We start from the raw sequence: 15674 nt of genomic DNA on the forward strand, positions 1-15674 counted from the left end.
GTCGGCCAGGGGGCCGAGGATGGCGTTCTGGATGAAGTTGGGGCCGCCCTCTCCGGCTGAGGTGACCAGGCGTTTGTTGGCTTCGGCGATCTGGGTGTCGAGCAGGGCGAGGTTGCGGTCGATTTCGGCCTTGGCCGCTGCGGGGATCTCCGGAAGTTTGTCCGCGACGCTCGGGCAGGTGATCGTCTTGGCTGTGCCCTCGGGCGCCGGCGCATCAGAGGTCCCCGGTGTCGCCGAGGCGGAGGCCTCAGGCGCCGGGGCCTCGGTGGCAGTGGCGCCGCCGCCGAGCTTGCAGGTGGACAGAGAGGCCACCTGGAGTTCGGGGCGTGCCGCCACTCGGCCGATGGCCGTGGCGATGCGGTTGATCGTGGCCGTCCGCTTGTCGGACAGCGGGCCGAGGATGGCGTTCTGTACGAAGTTCGGGCCGCCCTCTCCGGCCGAGGTGACCAGCCGTTTGTTCGCTTCGGCGATCTGGGTGTTCAGCAGGGCGAGGTTGCGGTCGACCTCAGCTTGCGCCGCTGCCGGAATCTCCGGAAGTTTGTCCGCCACACTTGGGCAGCTGATCGTGTCCGCGCGGGCGGACATGCTCGTCAAGGTTATCGACTGCCCTGCTGCGGGGGACCCCGCAAGGACGAGAGTGATACCTCCGACTGCGGAAACAACGGCCAACCATGGCCTGAATGGTCTGCTCCCCGAGGCATTCGCCATACGCGGAACTCCTCTCGGGTTCGGAACGTGAACCGGAAAGCCCGGTTTTCCTGAGGTACGGGACAACAACGACCATGGTTCACCAGCCGGAAAATTCATCCGTCAGCGGGAAATGTCGAAATAAATCCTCCAGGCATTGAACAGGTGTCCGTTATTTCGCGTATCTCGCTACTATTACGGTGCCGGAGTTTCGCCGCACGCAGGGTGAAGGCCATGGCCAGGGCGGCCCTCACATCGCCATCAGCGGGGTCGTGATGACCCTATGCACCTAACCAAGCGCTTGCTACGCTCCGATCATGTTGTCCACGATCGTCTGGGGCACCGGCAACGTCGGCCGCGCGGCCATCCGTGCCGTCGAGGCCCACCCGGCGTTGCGGCTCGCGGCCGTACTCGTCCATGACCCCGGTAAGGTCGGCCGCGACGCCGGCGCGCTCGCCGGACTCGGCGCCGATCTGGGGATCGCGGCGACCGACGACGTCGACGCGGTGCTGGCCACCGGTCCCCGCGCCGTCGTCTACGCGGCGTCCGGCGACATCCGTCCTGATGAGGCCCTCGCCGACATCATCAGGGCGATTCGCGCCGGAGCCGTGGTCGTCACCCCCTCGTTGTACGCGCTCTACGACCAGCGCAACGCCCCGCCGGAGCTGCGCGAACCGGTGCTGGCCGCCATCGCGGACGGCGGCGGCTCGCTGTTCGTCTCCGGCGTCGACCCGGGCTGGGGCAACGACGTGCTGCCCCTGCTGATCAGCGGACTCGGCGGCACCGTGGACGTGGTCCGCTGCCAGGAGATCTTCGACTACTCCACCTACGACCAGCCCGACTCGGTCCGGTACCTGGTCGGCATGGGCCAGCCGATGGACTACGAGCCGCCGATGATCGCGCCGACGGTCCCGACCATGGTGTGGGGCGGTCAGATACGGCTGATGGCCAGAGCCCTCGGCGTCGAACTCGACGAGATCCGCGAGACCGTGGACCGGCGCCCGCTCGACGCGACGGTGGGCACCGAGACGATGGGCGAGTTCGAGGCGGGCACCCAGGGCGCGGTGCGGTTCGAGGTGCAGGGCGTCGTCGAGGGCGAGCCCCGCATCGTCATCGAGCACGTCACCCGCATCCACCCGTCCTGCGCGCCGGACTGGCCGACCCCGCCCGACGGCCAGGGCGCGCACCGGGTGATCATCGAGGGCCGCCCGCGCATCGAGGTCACGGTCGAGGCCACCGACGAGGACGGCAACCGGGCCGCGGGCGGGAACGCCACCGCGGTCGGCCGCCTGGTGAACGCCATCGACTGGCTCGTGGACGCCGAACCCGGCCTTTACGACGCGCTCGACGTCCCCTTGCGCCCCGCGATCGGAAAACTCCGGAGGAAACACCTATGAACCTCGACATCCCCGAGGGAAAGGACGCGATCGAGTACGTGTGGGGTGAGATGGTGCCCGGCATCGGGATCGCCGCCTCGCACTTCTCCCTGTCGGTGTACGCCCACACGACCCTCGGGCTCCGTGAGTTCGAGGCCGCCCGGCTGCGGATCGCGCAGATCAACGGCTGCGCCTTCTGCCTCGACTGGCGTACCGAACGGGACGGGCAGAAGGTCGAGGAGGAGTTCGCCGACGCGGTCACGCGATGGCGCACCACCGACGCCTTCGACGATCGCACCCGGCTGGCCGCCGAGTACGCCGAGCGGTACGCCCTGGATCACCACGGCCTCGACGACGAGTTCTGGACGCGGATGACCGCGCACTACAGCCAGTTGGAGATCGTCGAGCTGAGCATGAGCATCGGCTCCTGGCTGGCGTTCGGCCGGCTCAACCACGTCCTGGGCCTCGACACCGTGTGCAGACTGCCCAGCGGCCCATCGCCCGCCCCCAAGCGGGCCTCCTGACCAACACAAAGGCGCGAGCAACATGCAGGACCTGTTCTCATCCCACCGAGAGTAAGGACCATCGGATGAGTGACAACACCCCGCGCGGTACCGGTTCCAAAGGTGTCTCGCGCCGCGGATTCATCGCGGGAACCGTGGGCGCCCTGGCCCTCACAGCCCACCCCACCGCGGCCCGGGCGGCAGCCGGCCCGATCGGCAACGGGGCTCACGTCGCGGCCCTGGTGATCGGGACCGGATACGGCGGTTCCGTCGCCGCGCTCCGTCTCGCCCAGGCGGGCGTCGACGTACACATGATCGAGATGGGCATGGCCTGGGACACCCCCGGCTCCGACGGCAAGATCTTCTGCAGCACGCTCTCGCCGGACAACCGGTCCTACTGGTTGCGCACCAGGACCAAGGCGCCCCTCAACTACTTCCTCGGCTTCCCGATCGACCGCGACATCTCCCGCTACACCGGGGTCCTGGACGCCGAGGAGTTCAGCGGCATCACCGTCTACCAGGGTCGCGGCGTCGGCGGCGGTTCGCTGGTCAACGGCGGCATGGCGGTCACCCCCAAGCGGGAGAACTTCGCCGCCGTCCTCCCGTCGGTCAACGCCGACGAGATGTACAGCACCTACTACCCGCGCGCCAACGCCGGGCTCGGGGTCGGCACGATCAGATCGGCCTGGTTCGACTCCACCGACTGGTACCAGTTCGCCAGGGTCGGCCGTAAGCACGCCCAGCGCTCCGGCTTCCCGTTCGTCTTCGTGCCCGACGTGTACGACTGGAACTACATGGAGCAGGAGGCGGCCGGAACCGCCACCAAGTCGGCCCTGGCCGGCGAGATCCTCTACGGCAACAACCACGGCAAGAAGTCCCTGCAGAAGACCTACATCGCCCAGGCCAAGGCCACCGGCAGGGTCACCATCTCGCCGCTGCACAAGGTCACCTCGGTCGCCCCGGCGGCCGGTGGCGGCTACACGGTCGTCATCCAGCAGATCAACACCACCGGCGACACCACGGCCACCAAGACCGTGACCGCCGACCGGGTGTTCTTCGCCGCCGGCAGCGTCGGCACCAGCAAGCTGCTGGTCAAGCTGAAGGCCACCGGAGCGCTGCCCAACCTGAACGCCGAGGTCGGCAAGGGCTGGGGCGACAACGGCAACGTCATGTGCGGCCGCGCCAACCACCTGTGGGACCCGACCGGCAGCAACCAGTCGACCATTCCCTGCGCCGGCATCGACAACTGGGCGGCCGGTGGCGCGTTCGCCGAAGTCGCCCCGCTGCCCACCGGGATCGAGACCTTCGCCTCGTTCTATCTGTCGATCACCAAGAACCCGAACCGCGCCCAGTTCTCCTGGAACGCCACGACGGGACAGGTCGACCTGAACTGGCAGACCGCCTGGAAGCAACCGGCCATCGACATGGCCAAGACGATCTTCGACAAGATCAACTCGACGGAGGGGACGATCTACCGGACCGACCTCTTCGGCATCTACAAGATCTGGGGCGACCACCTCACGTACCACCCGCTCGGGGGCGCGGTCCTGAACAAGGCCACCGACAACTACGGCCGCCTGGCCGGCTACCCGGGCCTGTACGTCATCGACGGCTCACTGATCCCCGGCAACACCAGCGTGAACCCGTTCGTCACCATCACGGCACTCGCCGAACGGAACATCGAGAAGATCATCGCCACCGACCTGTAGCGCCCGGCCCGCTGAAAGGGGCCGCGGCCTGCGACCCCTTTCGGTGCTTCAGTCGCTCAACCGAGATTCACCCGGGTAATCGCGTTGACCCGGGTCGCCATGATGTTCACGTTGAACACCGACATGTTGGTGGTGGCCGTAGTCGCGGCGCACCGTAGCCGAACCACCCCGGTGGTCGCCACGGCACGGGCGGTGCCCGTCGACAGGCTCGCGAGCTGGCCGTTGGGGCCGACCGTGGCGACGACACTGGTGTTGTTGGTGCTGCTCTCGCTGATGATCAGGAATGAGCAGGCCAGGGCCGCCGCTGTGGCGGTGTTGTTGCGGGCCGTGAGGGTCGCCTCAGCCGTCCAATTGCCGGCCGGCACGTTGAACAGGTAGTCGGCAAAGGTGTCGGCCGTCACCGTCCTGGTGGCGAACGTGTCGGCGATGATCACCTCAGGCGGCACCGCGGCGTTCGCCGGGGCCGCCAGCCCGACGCCGACGATCAGAGCCACCCCCGCGACCAGGGCCACCCACAGCCCGCGCACCCTCGTGAGAATCGCAGTAAACATGACATCACTCCTCGCATCCGGGGCAGCGTCCGCCGCCCACCCGATGCTCAGATGGTCCCGATCGCCGTTGCAGTCCCGTTGCAACTCCCCGCCGGGGTGCGCTCGTGCGGCGTGGGTCCGTGCGGGTAAAACGGGTGGCGGGGCGCTGGGTTCGGTCGGCATCGTGGCTGCATGGCCGAATCGCGTCGCAGGGCGCTGCCCGTTGACTATGACGATGATCCGGGCCGTTTCGTGGCGAACCGGCAGGCGACGCCAAGAGACATCCATCCCCTGGTAGCGGCCCGCTTGGCGGCGGAGGGGGTCCGTCCGGTGCTGGACGTCGGTGGCGGCACCGGCGTGCTGGGACGGCTGCTGGCCGACGCCGGTGTGCCCACGGTCGTGCTCGACGCCGCGGCGCACGTCGTACAGGCGCCCCGGCCCGCGGTGCGAGCCGACGCGTTGACGCTGCCGTTCACCGACGGCGTCTTCGGCGGCGCGGCCGCGTTGTGGATGCTGTACCACTTCGCCGAGCCCGCGCGGGTGCTGGCCGAGGTCCGCCGGGTGCTGAGGCCCGGAGGGCTGCTGGCGGTTTCGGCGCCGAGCCGGCACAACGACCCCGAGCTGTCGTCGATCCTGCCGGATTGGGGGCAGCCGTTGAGCTTCGACGCGGAGGTGGCGCCCGCCGTCGTCAGCGAGGTCCTGGACGTGGTGGCGGTGACCTCCTGGGACGAACCGCTGCTGCATATGCCCGACCGGGAGGCCGTCACCCTCTACCTCAGGGGCCGCGGCCTGACCGAGCCGGCGGCGCGCGACGCCGCGCACCGCGTGACCACCCCGTTGCGGGTGACCAAGAGGGGATCACTCATCTGGGCCCGCCGACAGTGACCGGAGAGCCCGGCTCATTGAGGTGAGCGGCCCAAGGACCGCCGGCCGGATCTGAAGCAGACCCAGGCCGGGATCGCGGTCACCGGCAGAGGGAGGCTCAGGGGGCGTTGGTGTTCTGCGCGGCCTGGTAGACGGCCATCGCCTCGTTCCCGAAGAAGGGGCCGAACATGAAATCGGGGGCGAAGTCGTACTTGAAGCTGTTGACCGAGTTCAGCCACCCGAGCCCGGTGGACTCGTTGAACCCCTGGAACCACGGCCCGCCGCTCGCCCCGCCGGTCATGTTGCAGCGCAGCCCCTGGTCCCTGGTCATCACGGTGTCATTGAACGCGCGCCCGCTGCAGTAGACCAGCTTCGACCCGTCGAAGGGCGGCGCCGCCGGGTAGCCGAACGAGAACATCTGCCGCTGCCTGGGCTGGTTGAACGCCACCCCCTGCCCGCCCACGACGTCGGTCAGCGTCCGGCCCTGGAGCGGCGCGACCACGGCGGCGGCCACGTCGAAGTTGATGTCCTCGCGAGCGTTCCACTGCTGCGTGGTCAGCAGCCTGCTGGCCACCCAGGTGCCGAACGGGCGCCGGCCGTTGTCGAAGGCCGGGATGAACACCCAGTTCCGGTGAAAAGCACCGCCCTCCTTCACGCAGTGCCCGGCGGTGATCACGACGCTCTCGTTGGCGCTGGTCACGGCCGAGCCGGAGCAGGAGGCGTTGCCGCCGTTGGCGGTGGTGAAGAAGACGCGTCCGGTGGTACGCACGACGGCACCGCCGTCGGTCCACCGGAGGCCGGGGCTGTTGGGCACCCGGGCCTGCTCCTGGCCCGAGACGCCCTGGACCCTCAATGGGGTGCCCTGGGTGGCACCGGCCGTGGCGACCCGGGTGGTCCACGGGGTGCGCTGGGTCGTGGTGGTGGAGGCGCCTCGCGTGGCCCACGGCGTGCCCTGGGTCGGCGAGCCCGACCCGTTGGAGCGTCGCGGCGTGGGGTCGTCCAGCGGCTGCGCCGCCATCATGCGCTGCTGTGTCCAGTACTGCAGGACGGTCCTGCGCTCCGACCAGGAGTCCGTGGCGGACCACCTGACGGGCGTGGGGTCCGCGCTGATCCTGCCACCACTGGCCTGGGCGGCACCTGCGGGGACCAGGGCACCTGCCACGGTCAGTGCGACGGCGGAGAGCAGGGCGACTCTGCGGTGCATTACATACCTCCCGAAACCGGAATCTGCCGTCAGGAGGTACGTACGGCGCTATGAATCTTCCTCAAGGCATACGCAAACGGGTATAGCGGCATTTCGCGACGACCTCGCGAGGACCGGTCGGGAGTTGCCCGCCCTCGACCACGCCGACCCCTCCCTGCGCACCCCGGCCACGCTATGGACCTTCTTGGCTACGCCGACTTCCTTGCCGCGCGCCCCGGTTGCGCCATGGTCCTTCCCGGCCACACCGGCCCCCTCGCCGGTCCTCCGGCTGGCACCTGAGCGGCCGAGCGGTGCGCCGTACCGCCTGCGCTTTCTGGCCGTGATGCCTAGGTGGCGTCAAGTCGGGGCATCTGGGGCTTGCAATGACGCCATTATGACGCCATAGTTGTGTCATGGACCTCGCGCCGTATGTCGACCAGCTCCGCCGTGAACTCACGATCGCCGCCGAGGCAGGCGGTGAGGATGCTCGCGTGCTCGCCGAGCGTCTCGCCCTGACGCTCGGGCCGGCCACCCGGCTCGCCCTGCTGGAGGCGCTCTCCGCCGCCGCGGACGAGATCACCCGCGACCTCGCACCGGGTTCGGTCGAGGTACGCCTGCGCGGACCCGATCCCGGCTTCGTCGTGACGCCACCACCGATCGGTCAGCCGTTCGGGGAGCCAGGGCATGCCGGGGGAGCCGAGAGGGGTGCCAGGCCGCAGGACGTCGACGAGGGCGGGACGTCGCGGATCTCGCTCCGCGTTCCCGAGCAGCTCAAGCCGCGCATCGAGGAGGCGGCCGGCCGAGACGGGCTCTCGGTCAACACCTGGCTCGTCCGCGCCGTCTCCGCGGCGCTCGAACCCGACGGCGGAGGCCGGCGCGCGGCCCCGCGGACCCTGCGAAGCCACAGCGGCTGGGTCCGCTAGCCACATCCAAGCCATGCCTTCCGGCAGCCAGGGCGCTCGCCGCACCCAAAGACAGCATCCAACGACAGCCGGAACGCCCGCCGAACCCATGAGGGGACCGTCATGCCAACGTTCGCCACCCCCGAGCCCATCTCCGTAATGATCGATCTCGCAGCCGCCAAAGTCCGGATCAACGCGAGCGATCGCACCGACACCGTCGTCGACGTACGCCCCGGCGACGAGTTCAGCGAGACCGACCGGCACGCCGCCGAGCAGATCCAGGTCGAGTACGCCGGCGGCCGGCTGCTCGTGAAGGCGGACAAGAACCGGCCCGCTCCGCCCTCCGGGTGGGGCGACTCGATCGACAAGCTGGTCGAGGCGCCCAGAACCTGGGCCCGTTCGCTGCTCGGCTGGGGCGGCTCGGTCGACGTGACGATCGACCTGCCGGCCGGCTCCCGCGTCGAAGCGAACGCGGCGGCGGATTTCCAGTGCAGGGGCCGCCTCGGCGAGGTGAAGTTCGCCGCCTCCTACGGCGACATCCGGCTTGAGGAGGCCGGCCGGCTGCAGTTGAAGACGGGGTCCGGTGACATCTCGGTGACCCGGTCGGTCGGGCACGCCGACATCACCAGTTCCAACGGCGACATCCGGATCGGCGAGATCGACGGCACGGCGGTGGTCAGGACCTCCAACGGCGACCTCAGGCTCGGCTCGGTCACCGGCGAGCTCCGGCTGAAGACCGCGTACGGCGACATCACCGTAGACCGCGCCCTGGCCGGAGTCGCCGCCAAGACCGCGTACGGCAGTGTCCGGATCGGCGAGGTGGTGTCCGGCGCGGTCGTCATGGAGACCGCCGGCGGCCGGCTCGAACTCGGGATCCGGGAGGGCACCGCCGCCTGGCTGGACGTGAGCTCGCAGTACGGCAGCGTGGACGTCTCCCTGGACGACTGCTCCGGCCCCGGCCAGTCCGACGAGACCGTCGAGGTGCGGGCCCACACCGCCTACGGCGACATCGTGATCCACCGTTCGTGAAACAGAACATCAAGAGGAGAAGATCTCATGCCCCCAGCGATCGTGGCCGAAGGCCTGGTCAAGAGATACGGCGATGTGGTCGCCCTGGACGGGATCGATCTGTCGGTCCCGGAAGGAACGGTGTTCGGATTACTCGGCCCGAACGGCGCCGGCAAGACGACGACAGTGCGGATCCTGACCACGCTGCTGAAGCCGGACGCCGGACATGCCACGGTCGCCGGATTGGACGTGGTGGCCGACGCGCAGCGGCTGCGCTCTCATATCGGGGCGTCCGGGCAGTACGCGGCGGTGGACGAGCACCTCACCGGCGCGGAGAACCTGGAGATGGTCGGCCGTCTCTACCACCTGGGCACCAAACGCAGCAAACAGCGCGCCAGAGAGCTGCTGGACCGCTTCGACCTGTCGGAGGCGGGTGACCGCCCGGTGCAGGGCTACTCCGGCGGCATGCGGCGCAGGCTCGACCTGGCCGGAGCGCTGGTGGCCGATCCGCCGGTGCTGTTCCTGGACGAGCCGACGACCGGCCTGGACCCCCGCGCCAGGGTGAGCCTGTGGGAGGTCATCGCCGACCTGGTCGCCGGCGGCACGACGGTCCTGCTCACCACCCAGTATCTGGAGGAGGCCGACCGGCTCGCCGACCGGATCGCGGTGGTCGACCACGGACGGGTCATCGCGCTCGGCACCGCCAACGAGCTCAAGGACCAGGTCGGCGGCGACCGGATCGAACTCTCGGTGACCAGTCACGCCGAGCTGGAGACCGTACACCGGGTCCTGGCGCCGCTGGCCGTCGCCGAGGTCTGGACCGACCCCACCGCCCTGCGCGTCACCATCCCGGTGGCGGGTGGCGCCGCCTCGCTCACCACCGCCCTGGGCCGCCTGGCCGCCGAGGGCGTCGCCGTACGCGACGCCGGGCTGCGGCGGCCGACCCTGGACGAGGTCTTCCTGAGCCTCACCGGCCACCAGGCCGCCACCGACGACACCAAGGAGACGGTCCGATGAACGCCCTTCAGATGGCGGTCGCCGACGGCATGACGATCAGCAAGCGCAACGCGCTCAAGATCAGGCGAGCCCCCGACCTGCTCGGCGGTGTGATCATCCTCCCGATCGTGTTCGTGCTGCTGTTCGCGTACGTGTTCGGCAGCATGATCGACCTGCCCGGCATCTCCTACCAGGAGTACCTGCTGCCGGGGATCTTCGTCCAGACGATCGTGACCAGCGCGCAGATCACCGGCTACACGCTCACCCAGGACCTGCAGAAGGGCATCTTCGACCGGTTCCGCACGCTGCCGATGGCGCCGACGGCGGTGCTGGTCGGGCAGACGCTCTGCGACATGCTCATGAACATCACGAGCATCGTCGTAATGGCGCTGGTGGGGCTGCTGGTCGGCTGGCGCGTCCACACGTCGCCGCTGGAGGCGGCCGGGGGGTTCCTGCTGCTGCTGTTCTTCTCGTACGCCTTCTCCTGGGTGACGGCGACGGTCGCGCTGGCCCTGCGCACGCCCGAGGTGTTCAACAACATCGCCACCCTCGTGTCATTCCCGCTGGTCTTCCTGTCCAACGCCTTCGTCGACAGCGCGCGGCTGCCCGGCCCGCTCAAGCCCGTCGCCGAATGGAACCCGGTCTCGACGTTCGTCCAGGCGGCGCGCGAGCTGTTCGGCAACACCACGCCGCTCAGGCCGGTGCCCGACGCGTGGCCGCTCCAGCACGCGGTGCCGGTGTCGGTGGGCTGGTCGGTGCTGATCCTGGTGGTGTTCGTCCCGCTGGCCACGCGCCTGTACAAGCGAGCGGTCAGCCAGTGACGCCCTGCCTTCGTCAGTCCTCGTGGGAGCGCGCGAACGTCAGTGTCTCGCCCCGGGCGCCGGCCATCCAGATGTCCTGGCAGGCGACGGCCATCTCCGCGAGCCCCTCGACGACGGTGCCGAAGACGTTGCCCGGCACCCAGCCCTGGTCACCGTTGAGCAGCAGGTTGTTGCGCCCGTAGAACAGCGCCAGATCGATGATGTGGGACAGGTCCTTGGGACCGCCGCCGCTCTCGTAGCCGTGCGAGGGAGTGGCGAGATCATTGGCGTCGAACGCGAAGTAACAGAGATCGCCGGGAATGGGCGTGACCGTGGTGTTCTCCTTCCCGGGCTCGACCCGCGCGAACGCCGGCACCAAGTTGTAGATCTCGTTACGGGCGTACTTCCCGTGGAAGACCTGACCGGACAGCGGCAGCGCGTCCCAGACGGCGGCCGCGGTGCGCGGCGCCTCGTCGTCGAGCAGCCGGGCGGTGCAGGAAACGCCGCGCGATTCCAGCGTGACCGTGATGTAGCGAGCCATGGGGAGTCTCCTCAATGGTTAGGGGCGGGCGAGCGGCGGCCGCGTGGAGGTCCAGTCGGTGGCCGCCTCATAGGAACGGGCGGCCCGCAGCACGAGCGCGTCGGCGTGCCGGGGGCCGACGATCTGCAGGCCGACGGGCAGCCCGGCGGAGGTGAATCCGCAGGGCACGCTCGCGGCGGGCTGCTGGGTCATGTTGAACGGGTACGTGTACGGGGTCCAGCTGGTCCAGTCCTCGGAGTGCCAGCCCTTCGGGGCGTCCATTCCCTTGGGGAACGCGGTGATCGGCAGGGTCGGCGTCAGCAGCAGGTCGTACGTCTGGTGGAAGCGCCCCATCCGTACCCCGAGGTCCATCCGCACCGCCGTGGCGTCGAGATAGTCCGCGGCGCTCGCGGCCAGGGCGCGCATGACGCCGCGGCGCAGCCCGGGGTCGACCCGCTCCAGGGCGCCGGGGCCATAGGCGTCGACGACCTTGGCCGCGCCGGTGAACCACAGGACGTGGAAGGCCTCGACGGGGTCGGCGAAGCCGGGATCGACCTCCTCGACCTCGGCCCCCGCCTCGGCCAGCACGGCCGCGGCGGTACGGACGGCGGCCTCGACCTCGGGGTCGTTGCGCACGTACCCGAGCGTGGGGGAGAACGCGACGCGCAGGCCGCGGACGCCGTCGTCGAGTCCGTCGCGGAACGAGGTCGCCGGGGTGGGCAGCGCCGACCAGTCGCGTGCGTCGAAACCGGTGAGTATGTCGAGCATCAGGGCGGTGTCGGTGACGGTGCGGGTCATGGGCCCGCCGTGTGACAGGGTGCCGAACGGGCTGGCGGGCCACATCGGGATGAGGCCGTACGTCGGTTTGATGGTGACCGTTCCGGTGAACGCGGCGGGGATGCGCACCGATCCGCCGCCGTCGGTGCCGACCGACCACGCCCCCATGCCCAGCGCGACCGCCGCCGCGCTGCCGCCGCTCGATCCGCCGGCGGTCAGCTCGGGGTTCCACGGATTTCCGGTGGCGCCGTGTCGCGGGGAGTCGGTGACGCCCTTCCACCCGAACTCGGGCGTGGTGGTCTTGCCCAGCAGCACGGCTCCGGTCTCGCGCAGCCGGGCCACGGCCGGGGCGTCCTCCGGCCACGGTCCCTGCTCGTCGATGAGGTTGGTGCCGCGCAGGGTCGGCCAGCCGCGGGTGTACAGGATGTCCTTGATCGAGGTTGGTACACCGTCGCCGGGTCCATGGGTGCGGCCCTCGCGCCAGCGGGCCTCGGACTCCTCCGCTGCGGACAGCGCGGCCTCGGCGTCGACCAGGACGAAGGCGTTCACGTCGTCGTTGGCGGCCTCGATCGCGGCGAGCGCGGCGCGGGTGGCCTCCACCGGGGACACGCTGCGGTCGCGGTAGCCGGCGATCAGTTCGGTGGCGCTCAGCCGGGTCAGGTCGGTCATCAGGGCTCCCTACTCGTCTACGGGACGCGGCTACGGGCGGCTCGGCTGCGCGTGGCTCGGTTGGGGGTGGGCGGGTACGAATCCGAGCCGCTTGTCGACGACGTTGACGAGCTCCTCGCCGTCGAGCCAGCGGACGGCGTTGTCGGTGAACTGCCGGGCCAGCGTGTCGAGCCAGCCGACGGTGTCACCGGACATGTGCGCGGACACGACCACGCCGGGCGCGCTCCACAGCGGATGGTTCGCCGGCAGCGGCTCGGTCGCGAACACGTCCAACGACGCCCCCGCGATCTGCCCGCCCGCCAGGGCCGCGACCAGGTCGTCCTCGACGACGCAGGGGCCGCGCCCGACGTTGATCAGGTGGGCGGTGGGCTTCATCGCGGCCAGTACGGTGGCGTCGATGAGCCCCCGGGTCGCCTCGGTCAGGGGCGCGACCATGATGACGTGGTCGGCCCAGCCGACGTGCGCGGCCAGTTCGCCGCTGGCGACTACGGTGCCGAAGTCGGGGTCGTCGGCCCGTGTTGTGCGGCCGGCCCCCCGTACGTCCATGCCGACGGCGCGGAGCAGCCGGGCGGTCTCGCGCCCGATGGCGCCGGTGCCCACGATCAACGCCGTGGTGCCGGCCACCGGCAGGGTCTCCCGGTGCTTCCACGAACGGGCGAGCTGCAGATCGTGGCTGCGGTGCAGGTCCTTGGCGAAGGCGAGCACCGAGCCGAGCACGAACTCGGCGATGGGCCGGTCGAAGACGCCACGTGCGTTGGTGACGATGACGTCGGAGTCGTTGAGCTCATCGAAGAGGAGCTTGTCCACGCCGGCCGCGGCCACGTGGATCCACCGCAGTGCCCCGGCGTGCTCCCAGATCTGGCGTACGGCGCTGGAGAAGAAGTCCCACAGGAAGAGGGCGTCCGCGTCCGCCACGGCGGCGGCCAGGCCGTCGGCGTCGCAGTAGCGGACTGTCGCACGCTCCTCGATGGCGCGCATGTGCGGGGGAGGCGGGCCCCCGGCCGCGCAGAGCACGGCGATGATCGGCTTGCCGTCGGATCCTGCCATGGGCGCCTCCCCGTTCGCTCGCCACCTGGGCCGCGGCCCAACGTAGGAGAGCTACGTATGATTGTCAACAATGCATCGATCCTGCATGATGGCGACACGGCTCCACACTCGCACGGGGCCGGCCCCCACGATCGCAGGAGACCTGTCCATGACCACGAACACGAGCACCGCACCGCCCGGACCGCCGGTCCAGACCGGCGTCGGCGTGATCGTCCCATACGACATGGCGCTGGATCGGGAGCTGTGGCGCTGGACGCCCGACGACGTGGCGCTGTTCTTCACCCGCACCTCGTTCTCACCGCTGCCGGTGACGGTGGAGATGGCGGAGCACGTCGGTGACGCCGAGGCCGTCAGCCGTTGCACCCGGGACCTGATCACGGTCTCGCCCGAGGTGTACGCCTACGGCTGTACGTCGGGCAGTTTCGTGCGCGGCGTACGGGGAGAGCGGCAACTGGTCGAGGCGATGTGCGCGGCCGGGGCCCCCGCGGCGGTCACGACGTCCGGCGCCCTGCTGGCGGCCCTGAGGCAGCTGGCCGCCGAGCGCGTGGCGATCGCCACCCCGTACGACCCGGACGTGACCGAGCGGCTGGGGCTGTTCCTGCGGGAGGCCGGCGTGGACGTCGTCGGCAGCTCCCACCTGGGGCTGAGCGCCGACATCTGGAAGGTCCCTTACGCGCGCACCGCCGAACTCGTCGCTCAGGCCGACCACGCCGAGGCCGACGCGATTGTGATCTCGTGCACCAATCTGCCGACCTATGACGTCATCGCCCCGCTTGAAGCGCGGCTCGGCAAGCCGGTGATCAGCGCGAACCAGGCGACCATGTGGGCGGCGCTGCGGGCCATCGGCCGCCGGGCGACAGGGCCGGGGCAGCGTCTCCTCGGTGACCACTGAAATGAGGTTTTGCTAGTGCAGCAGTCTTCCCTCGGCCCGGATGCCGCCGAGTACGCGCAACGGCTCGCCCGCGTACAGGAGGGCATGGAGGAGCGCTCGTTCGCCGCCCTGCTGGTGACCGATCCGGCGAACATGTACTACCTCACCGGCTATAACGCCTGGTCCTTCTATACACCGCAGTGTCTGGTGGTGCCGGCCAGTGGTCCGCCGGTGCTGTTCGCCCGCGCGATGGACGCCGCCGGCGCCGGTTTCACCGCCTGGCTGCCGCCAGAGCAGATCGAGGGCTACCCGGAGGAACTGGTCCACCGCCCGAAGGTGCACCCCTACGACTGGATCGACGAACGCGTCCGCGAACGCGGTCTGATCGAGCCCGGCCCGGACAGGTGCGTGGGAATCGAGGGCGACTCCGCGTTCTTCACGGCCCGCGGCTACCTCGCGCTGCGGGCGGGTCTCCCGCACGTCCGGCTCGAAGACAGCCAGGAGCTGGTCAACTGGGTGCGCGTGGTCAAGTCCGACCACGAGCTCGCCCAGCTGCGGATCGCCGGGTCGATCGCGCAGCAGGTCATGGAGGTGGCGCTGGCGGCCGTGGCCCCGGGGCGACGCCAGTGTGACGTCGTCGCCGAGATCGCCGCGGCTCAGGCGCGCGGCACGGCTGAGCACGGCGGCGACTACCCGGCGCTCGTGCCGATGCTGCCCACCGGCAAGGGAGCCGGTACCCCGCACCTGACCTGGACCGAGGAGGAGTTCCGCGTCGGTGAGGCCACGACGATCGAGCTCGCGGGCGTGTACCGGCGCTACCACGCGCCGCTGGCCCGCACCATCATGCTCGGTGAGCCGCCCCGCCGGCTCGCCGACACCGCGGCGATCGTCCGCGACGGCATGGCCGAGGTGCTGGCCACGCTCCGCCCCGGACGGACCGCCCACGAGATCCACGCCGCGTGGAACGCCGTCATCAGCGCGCACGGCCTGACCAAGGAATCCCGGATCGGCTACTCCATCGGTCTGGGATACCCGCCGGACTGGGGCGAGCGCACCATCAGCCTGCGGCCCGACGAGCACACCGTGCTCAAGGCCGGTATGTGCTTCCACGTCATCCTCGGCATGTGGATGGACGACTGGGGATACGAGCTGTCCGAACCCGTCGCGCTGACCGCCGACGGGGTCGAGCGGCTGACCGACCTCACCCAGAACCTCACGATCGGACGGTGAAC

The 15674-nt window shown here is 70.0% G+C and carries 15 protein-coding genes and 1 pseudogene; 10 read left to right on the plus strand and 6 right to left on the minus strand.

Features of this window, described 5'->3' with window-relative positions; all coding sequences use genetic code 11:
- A pseudogene (locus tag AB0B91_RS10610) lies at nucleotides 1-585 on the minus strand (hypothetical protein); the annotation flags it as partial.
- A 419-nt stretch (nucleotides 586-1004) separates the two neighbouring features.
- On the opposite strand from AB0B91_RS10610, the gene AB0B91_RS10615 reads away from it, so the two are divergent.
- The 3 genes from AB0B91_RS10615 to AB0B91_RS10625 all read left to right on the plus strand — a co-directional run bounded on the left by AB0B91_RS10615 (nucleotide 1005) and on the right by AB0B91_RS10625 (nucleotide 4275).
- The gene (locus tag AB0B91_RS10615; protein WP_358318031.1) at nucleotides 1005-2084 is read left to right on the plus strand and encodes a dihydrodipicolinate reductase; all 1080 of its coding nucleotides are present in this window, start codon (nucleotides 1005-1007) and stop codon (nucleotides 2082-2084) included.
- Nucleotides 2081-2587 carry a carboxymuconolactone decarboxylase family protein gene (locus AB0B91_RS10620; protein ID WP_358318032.1) on the plus strand — a complete coding sequence of 169 codons (507 nt, stop codon included), beginning with the start codon at nucleotides 2081-2083 and terminating at the stop codon, nucleotides 2585-2587. The genes AB0B91_RS10615 and AB0B91_RS10620 overlap by 4 nt, the downstream gene beginning before the upstream one ends.
- Nucleotides 2588-2652: 65 nt before the next feature.
- On the plus strand, nucleotides 2653-4275 hold the full coding sequence (locus tag AB0B91_RS10625) for a GMC oxidoreductase (protein ID WP_358318033.1): 1623 nt from the start codon (nucleotides 2653-2655) through the stop codon (nucleotides 4273-4275).
- 56 nt (nucleotides 4276-4331) lie between these two features.
- Here AB0B91_RS10625 and AB0B91_RS10630 read toward each other — a convergent pair whose 3' ends face one another.
- Nucleotides 4332-4826, minus strand: coding sequence for a hypothetical protein (locus AB0B91_RS10630; protein WP_358318034.1), 495 nt, complete (start codon nucleotides 4824-4826; stop codon nucleotides 4332-4334).
- 171 nt (nucleotides 4827-4997) lie between these two features.
- Between AB0B91_RS10630 and AB0B91_RS10635 the strand changes: the two genes are divergently transcribed.
- Nucleotides 4998-5690 carry a methyltransferase domain-containing protein gene (locus tag AB0B91_RS10635; protein WP_358318035.1) on the plus strand — a complete coding sequence of 231 codons (693 nt, stop codon included), beginning with the start codon at nucleotides 4998-5000 and terminating at the stop codon, nucleotides 5688-5690.
- 97 nt (nucleotides 5691-5787) lie between these two features.
- Here the strand turns inward: AB0B91_RS10635 and AB0B91_RS10640 are convergent, their stop codons facing one another.
- A complete protein-coding gene (locus AB0B91_RS10640; RefSeq protein WP_358318036.1) occupies nucleotides 5788-6873 on the minus strand; it encodes a peptidase in 1086 nt (361 codons plus the stop codon).
- Between the two features lie 392 nt (nucleotides 6874-7265).
- Between AB0B91_RS10640 and AB0B91_RS10645 the strand changes: the two genes are divergently transcribed.
- From AB0B91_RS10645 to AB0B91_RS10660, 4 genes are all read left to right on the plus strand, one after another.
- Nucleotides 7266-7775, plus strand: coding sequence for a hypothetical protein (locus tag AB0B91_RS10645; RefSeq protein ID WP_358318037.1), 510 nt, complete (start codon nucleotides 7266-7268; stop codon nucleotides 7773-7775).
- A 102-nt stretch (nucleotides 7776-7877) separates the two neighbouring features.
- Complete coding sequence (locus AB0B91_RS10650) at nucleotides 7878-8783, plus strand: DUF4097 family beta strand repeat-containing protein (RefSeq protein WP_358318038.1); 906 nt, start codon at nucleotides 7878-7880, stop codon at nucleotides 8781-8783.
- 27 nt (nucleotides 8784-8810) lie between these two features.
- Nucleotides 8811-9779 carry an ATP-binding cassette domain-containing protein gene (locus AB0B91_RS10655; protein ID WP_358318039.1) on the plus strand — a complete coding sequence of 323 codons (969 nt, stop codon included), beginning with the start codon at nucleotides 8811-8813 and terminating at the stop codon, nucleotides 9777-9779.
- Nucleotides 9776-10579 (plus strand): ABC transporter permease, encoded by an 804-nt coding sequence (locus AB0B91_RS10660; RefSeq protein WP_358318040.1) that lies wholly within the window; start codon nucleotides 9776-9778, stop codon nucleotides 10577-10579. Before AB0B91_RS10655 ends, AB0B91_RS10660 begins: the two co-directional genes overlap by 4 nt.
- Before the next feature lie 13 nt (nucleotides 10580-10592).
- On the opposite strand, the gene AB0B91_RS10665 is transcribed toward AB0B91_RS10660, so the two are convergent.
- From AB0B91_RS10665 to AB0B91_RS10675, 3 genes are read right to left on the minus strand one after another with little or no spacing between them, the layout of a single operon-like run.
- Nucleotides 10593-11099: a DUF3830 family protein gene (locus tag AB0B91_RS10665; RefSeq protein ID WP_358318041.1), complete on the minus strand. Its 507-nt coding sequence runs from the start codon at nucleotides 11097-11099 to the stop codon at nucleotides 10593-10595.
- An 18-nt stretch (nucleotides 11100-11117) separates the two neighbouring features.
- A complete protein-coding gene (locus tag AB0B91_RS10670) occupies nucleotides 11118-12524 on the minus strand; it encodes an amidase (RefSeq protein WP_358318042.1) in 1407 nt (468 codons plus the stop codon).
- A 30-nt stretch (nucleotides 12525-12554) separates the two neighbouring features.
- Entirely contained in the window at nucleotides 12555-13571 is a 1017-nt protein-coding gene (locus AB0B91_RS10675) for a D-2-hydroxyacid dehydrogenase (RefSeq protein ID WP_358318043.1), read from the minus strand.
- Nucleotides 13572-13719: 148 nt separating this feature from the next.
- Between AB0B91_RS10675 and AB0B91_RS10680 the strand changes: the two genes are divergently transcribed.
- Nucleotides 13720-14463: an Asp/Glu/hydantoin racemase gene (locus AB0B91_RS10680; RefSeq protein WP_358318044.1), complete on the plus strand. Its 744-nt coding sequence runs from the start codon at nucleotides 13720-13722 to the stop codon at nucleotides 14461-14463.
- A 15-nt stretch (nucleotides 14464-14478) separates the two neighbouring features.
- Nucleotides 14479-15672 (plus strand): M24 family metallopeptidase, encoded by a 1194-nt coding sequence (locus AB0B91_RS10685; protein WP_358318045.1) that lies wholly within the window; start codon nucleotides 14479-14481, stop codon nucleotides 15670-15672.
- The last annotated feature ends 2 nt before the right edge of the window (nucleotides 15673-15674 follow it).

This window comes from Nonomuraea sp. NPDC049141 (assembly GCF_040648415.1).
In the GTDB taxonomy this organism is placed as follows: domain Bacteria; phylum Actinomycetota; class Actinomycetes; order Streptosporangiales; family Streptosporangiaceae; genus Nonomuraea.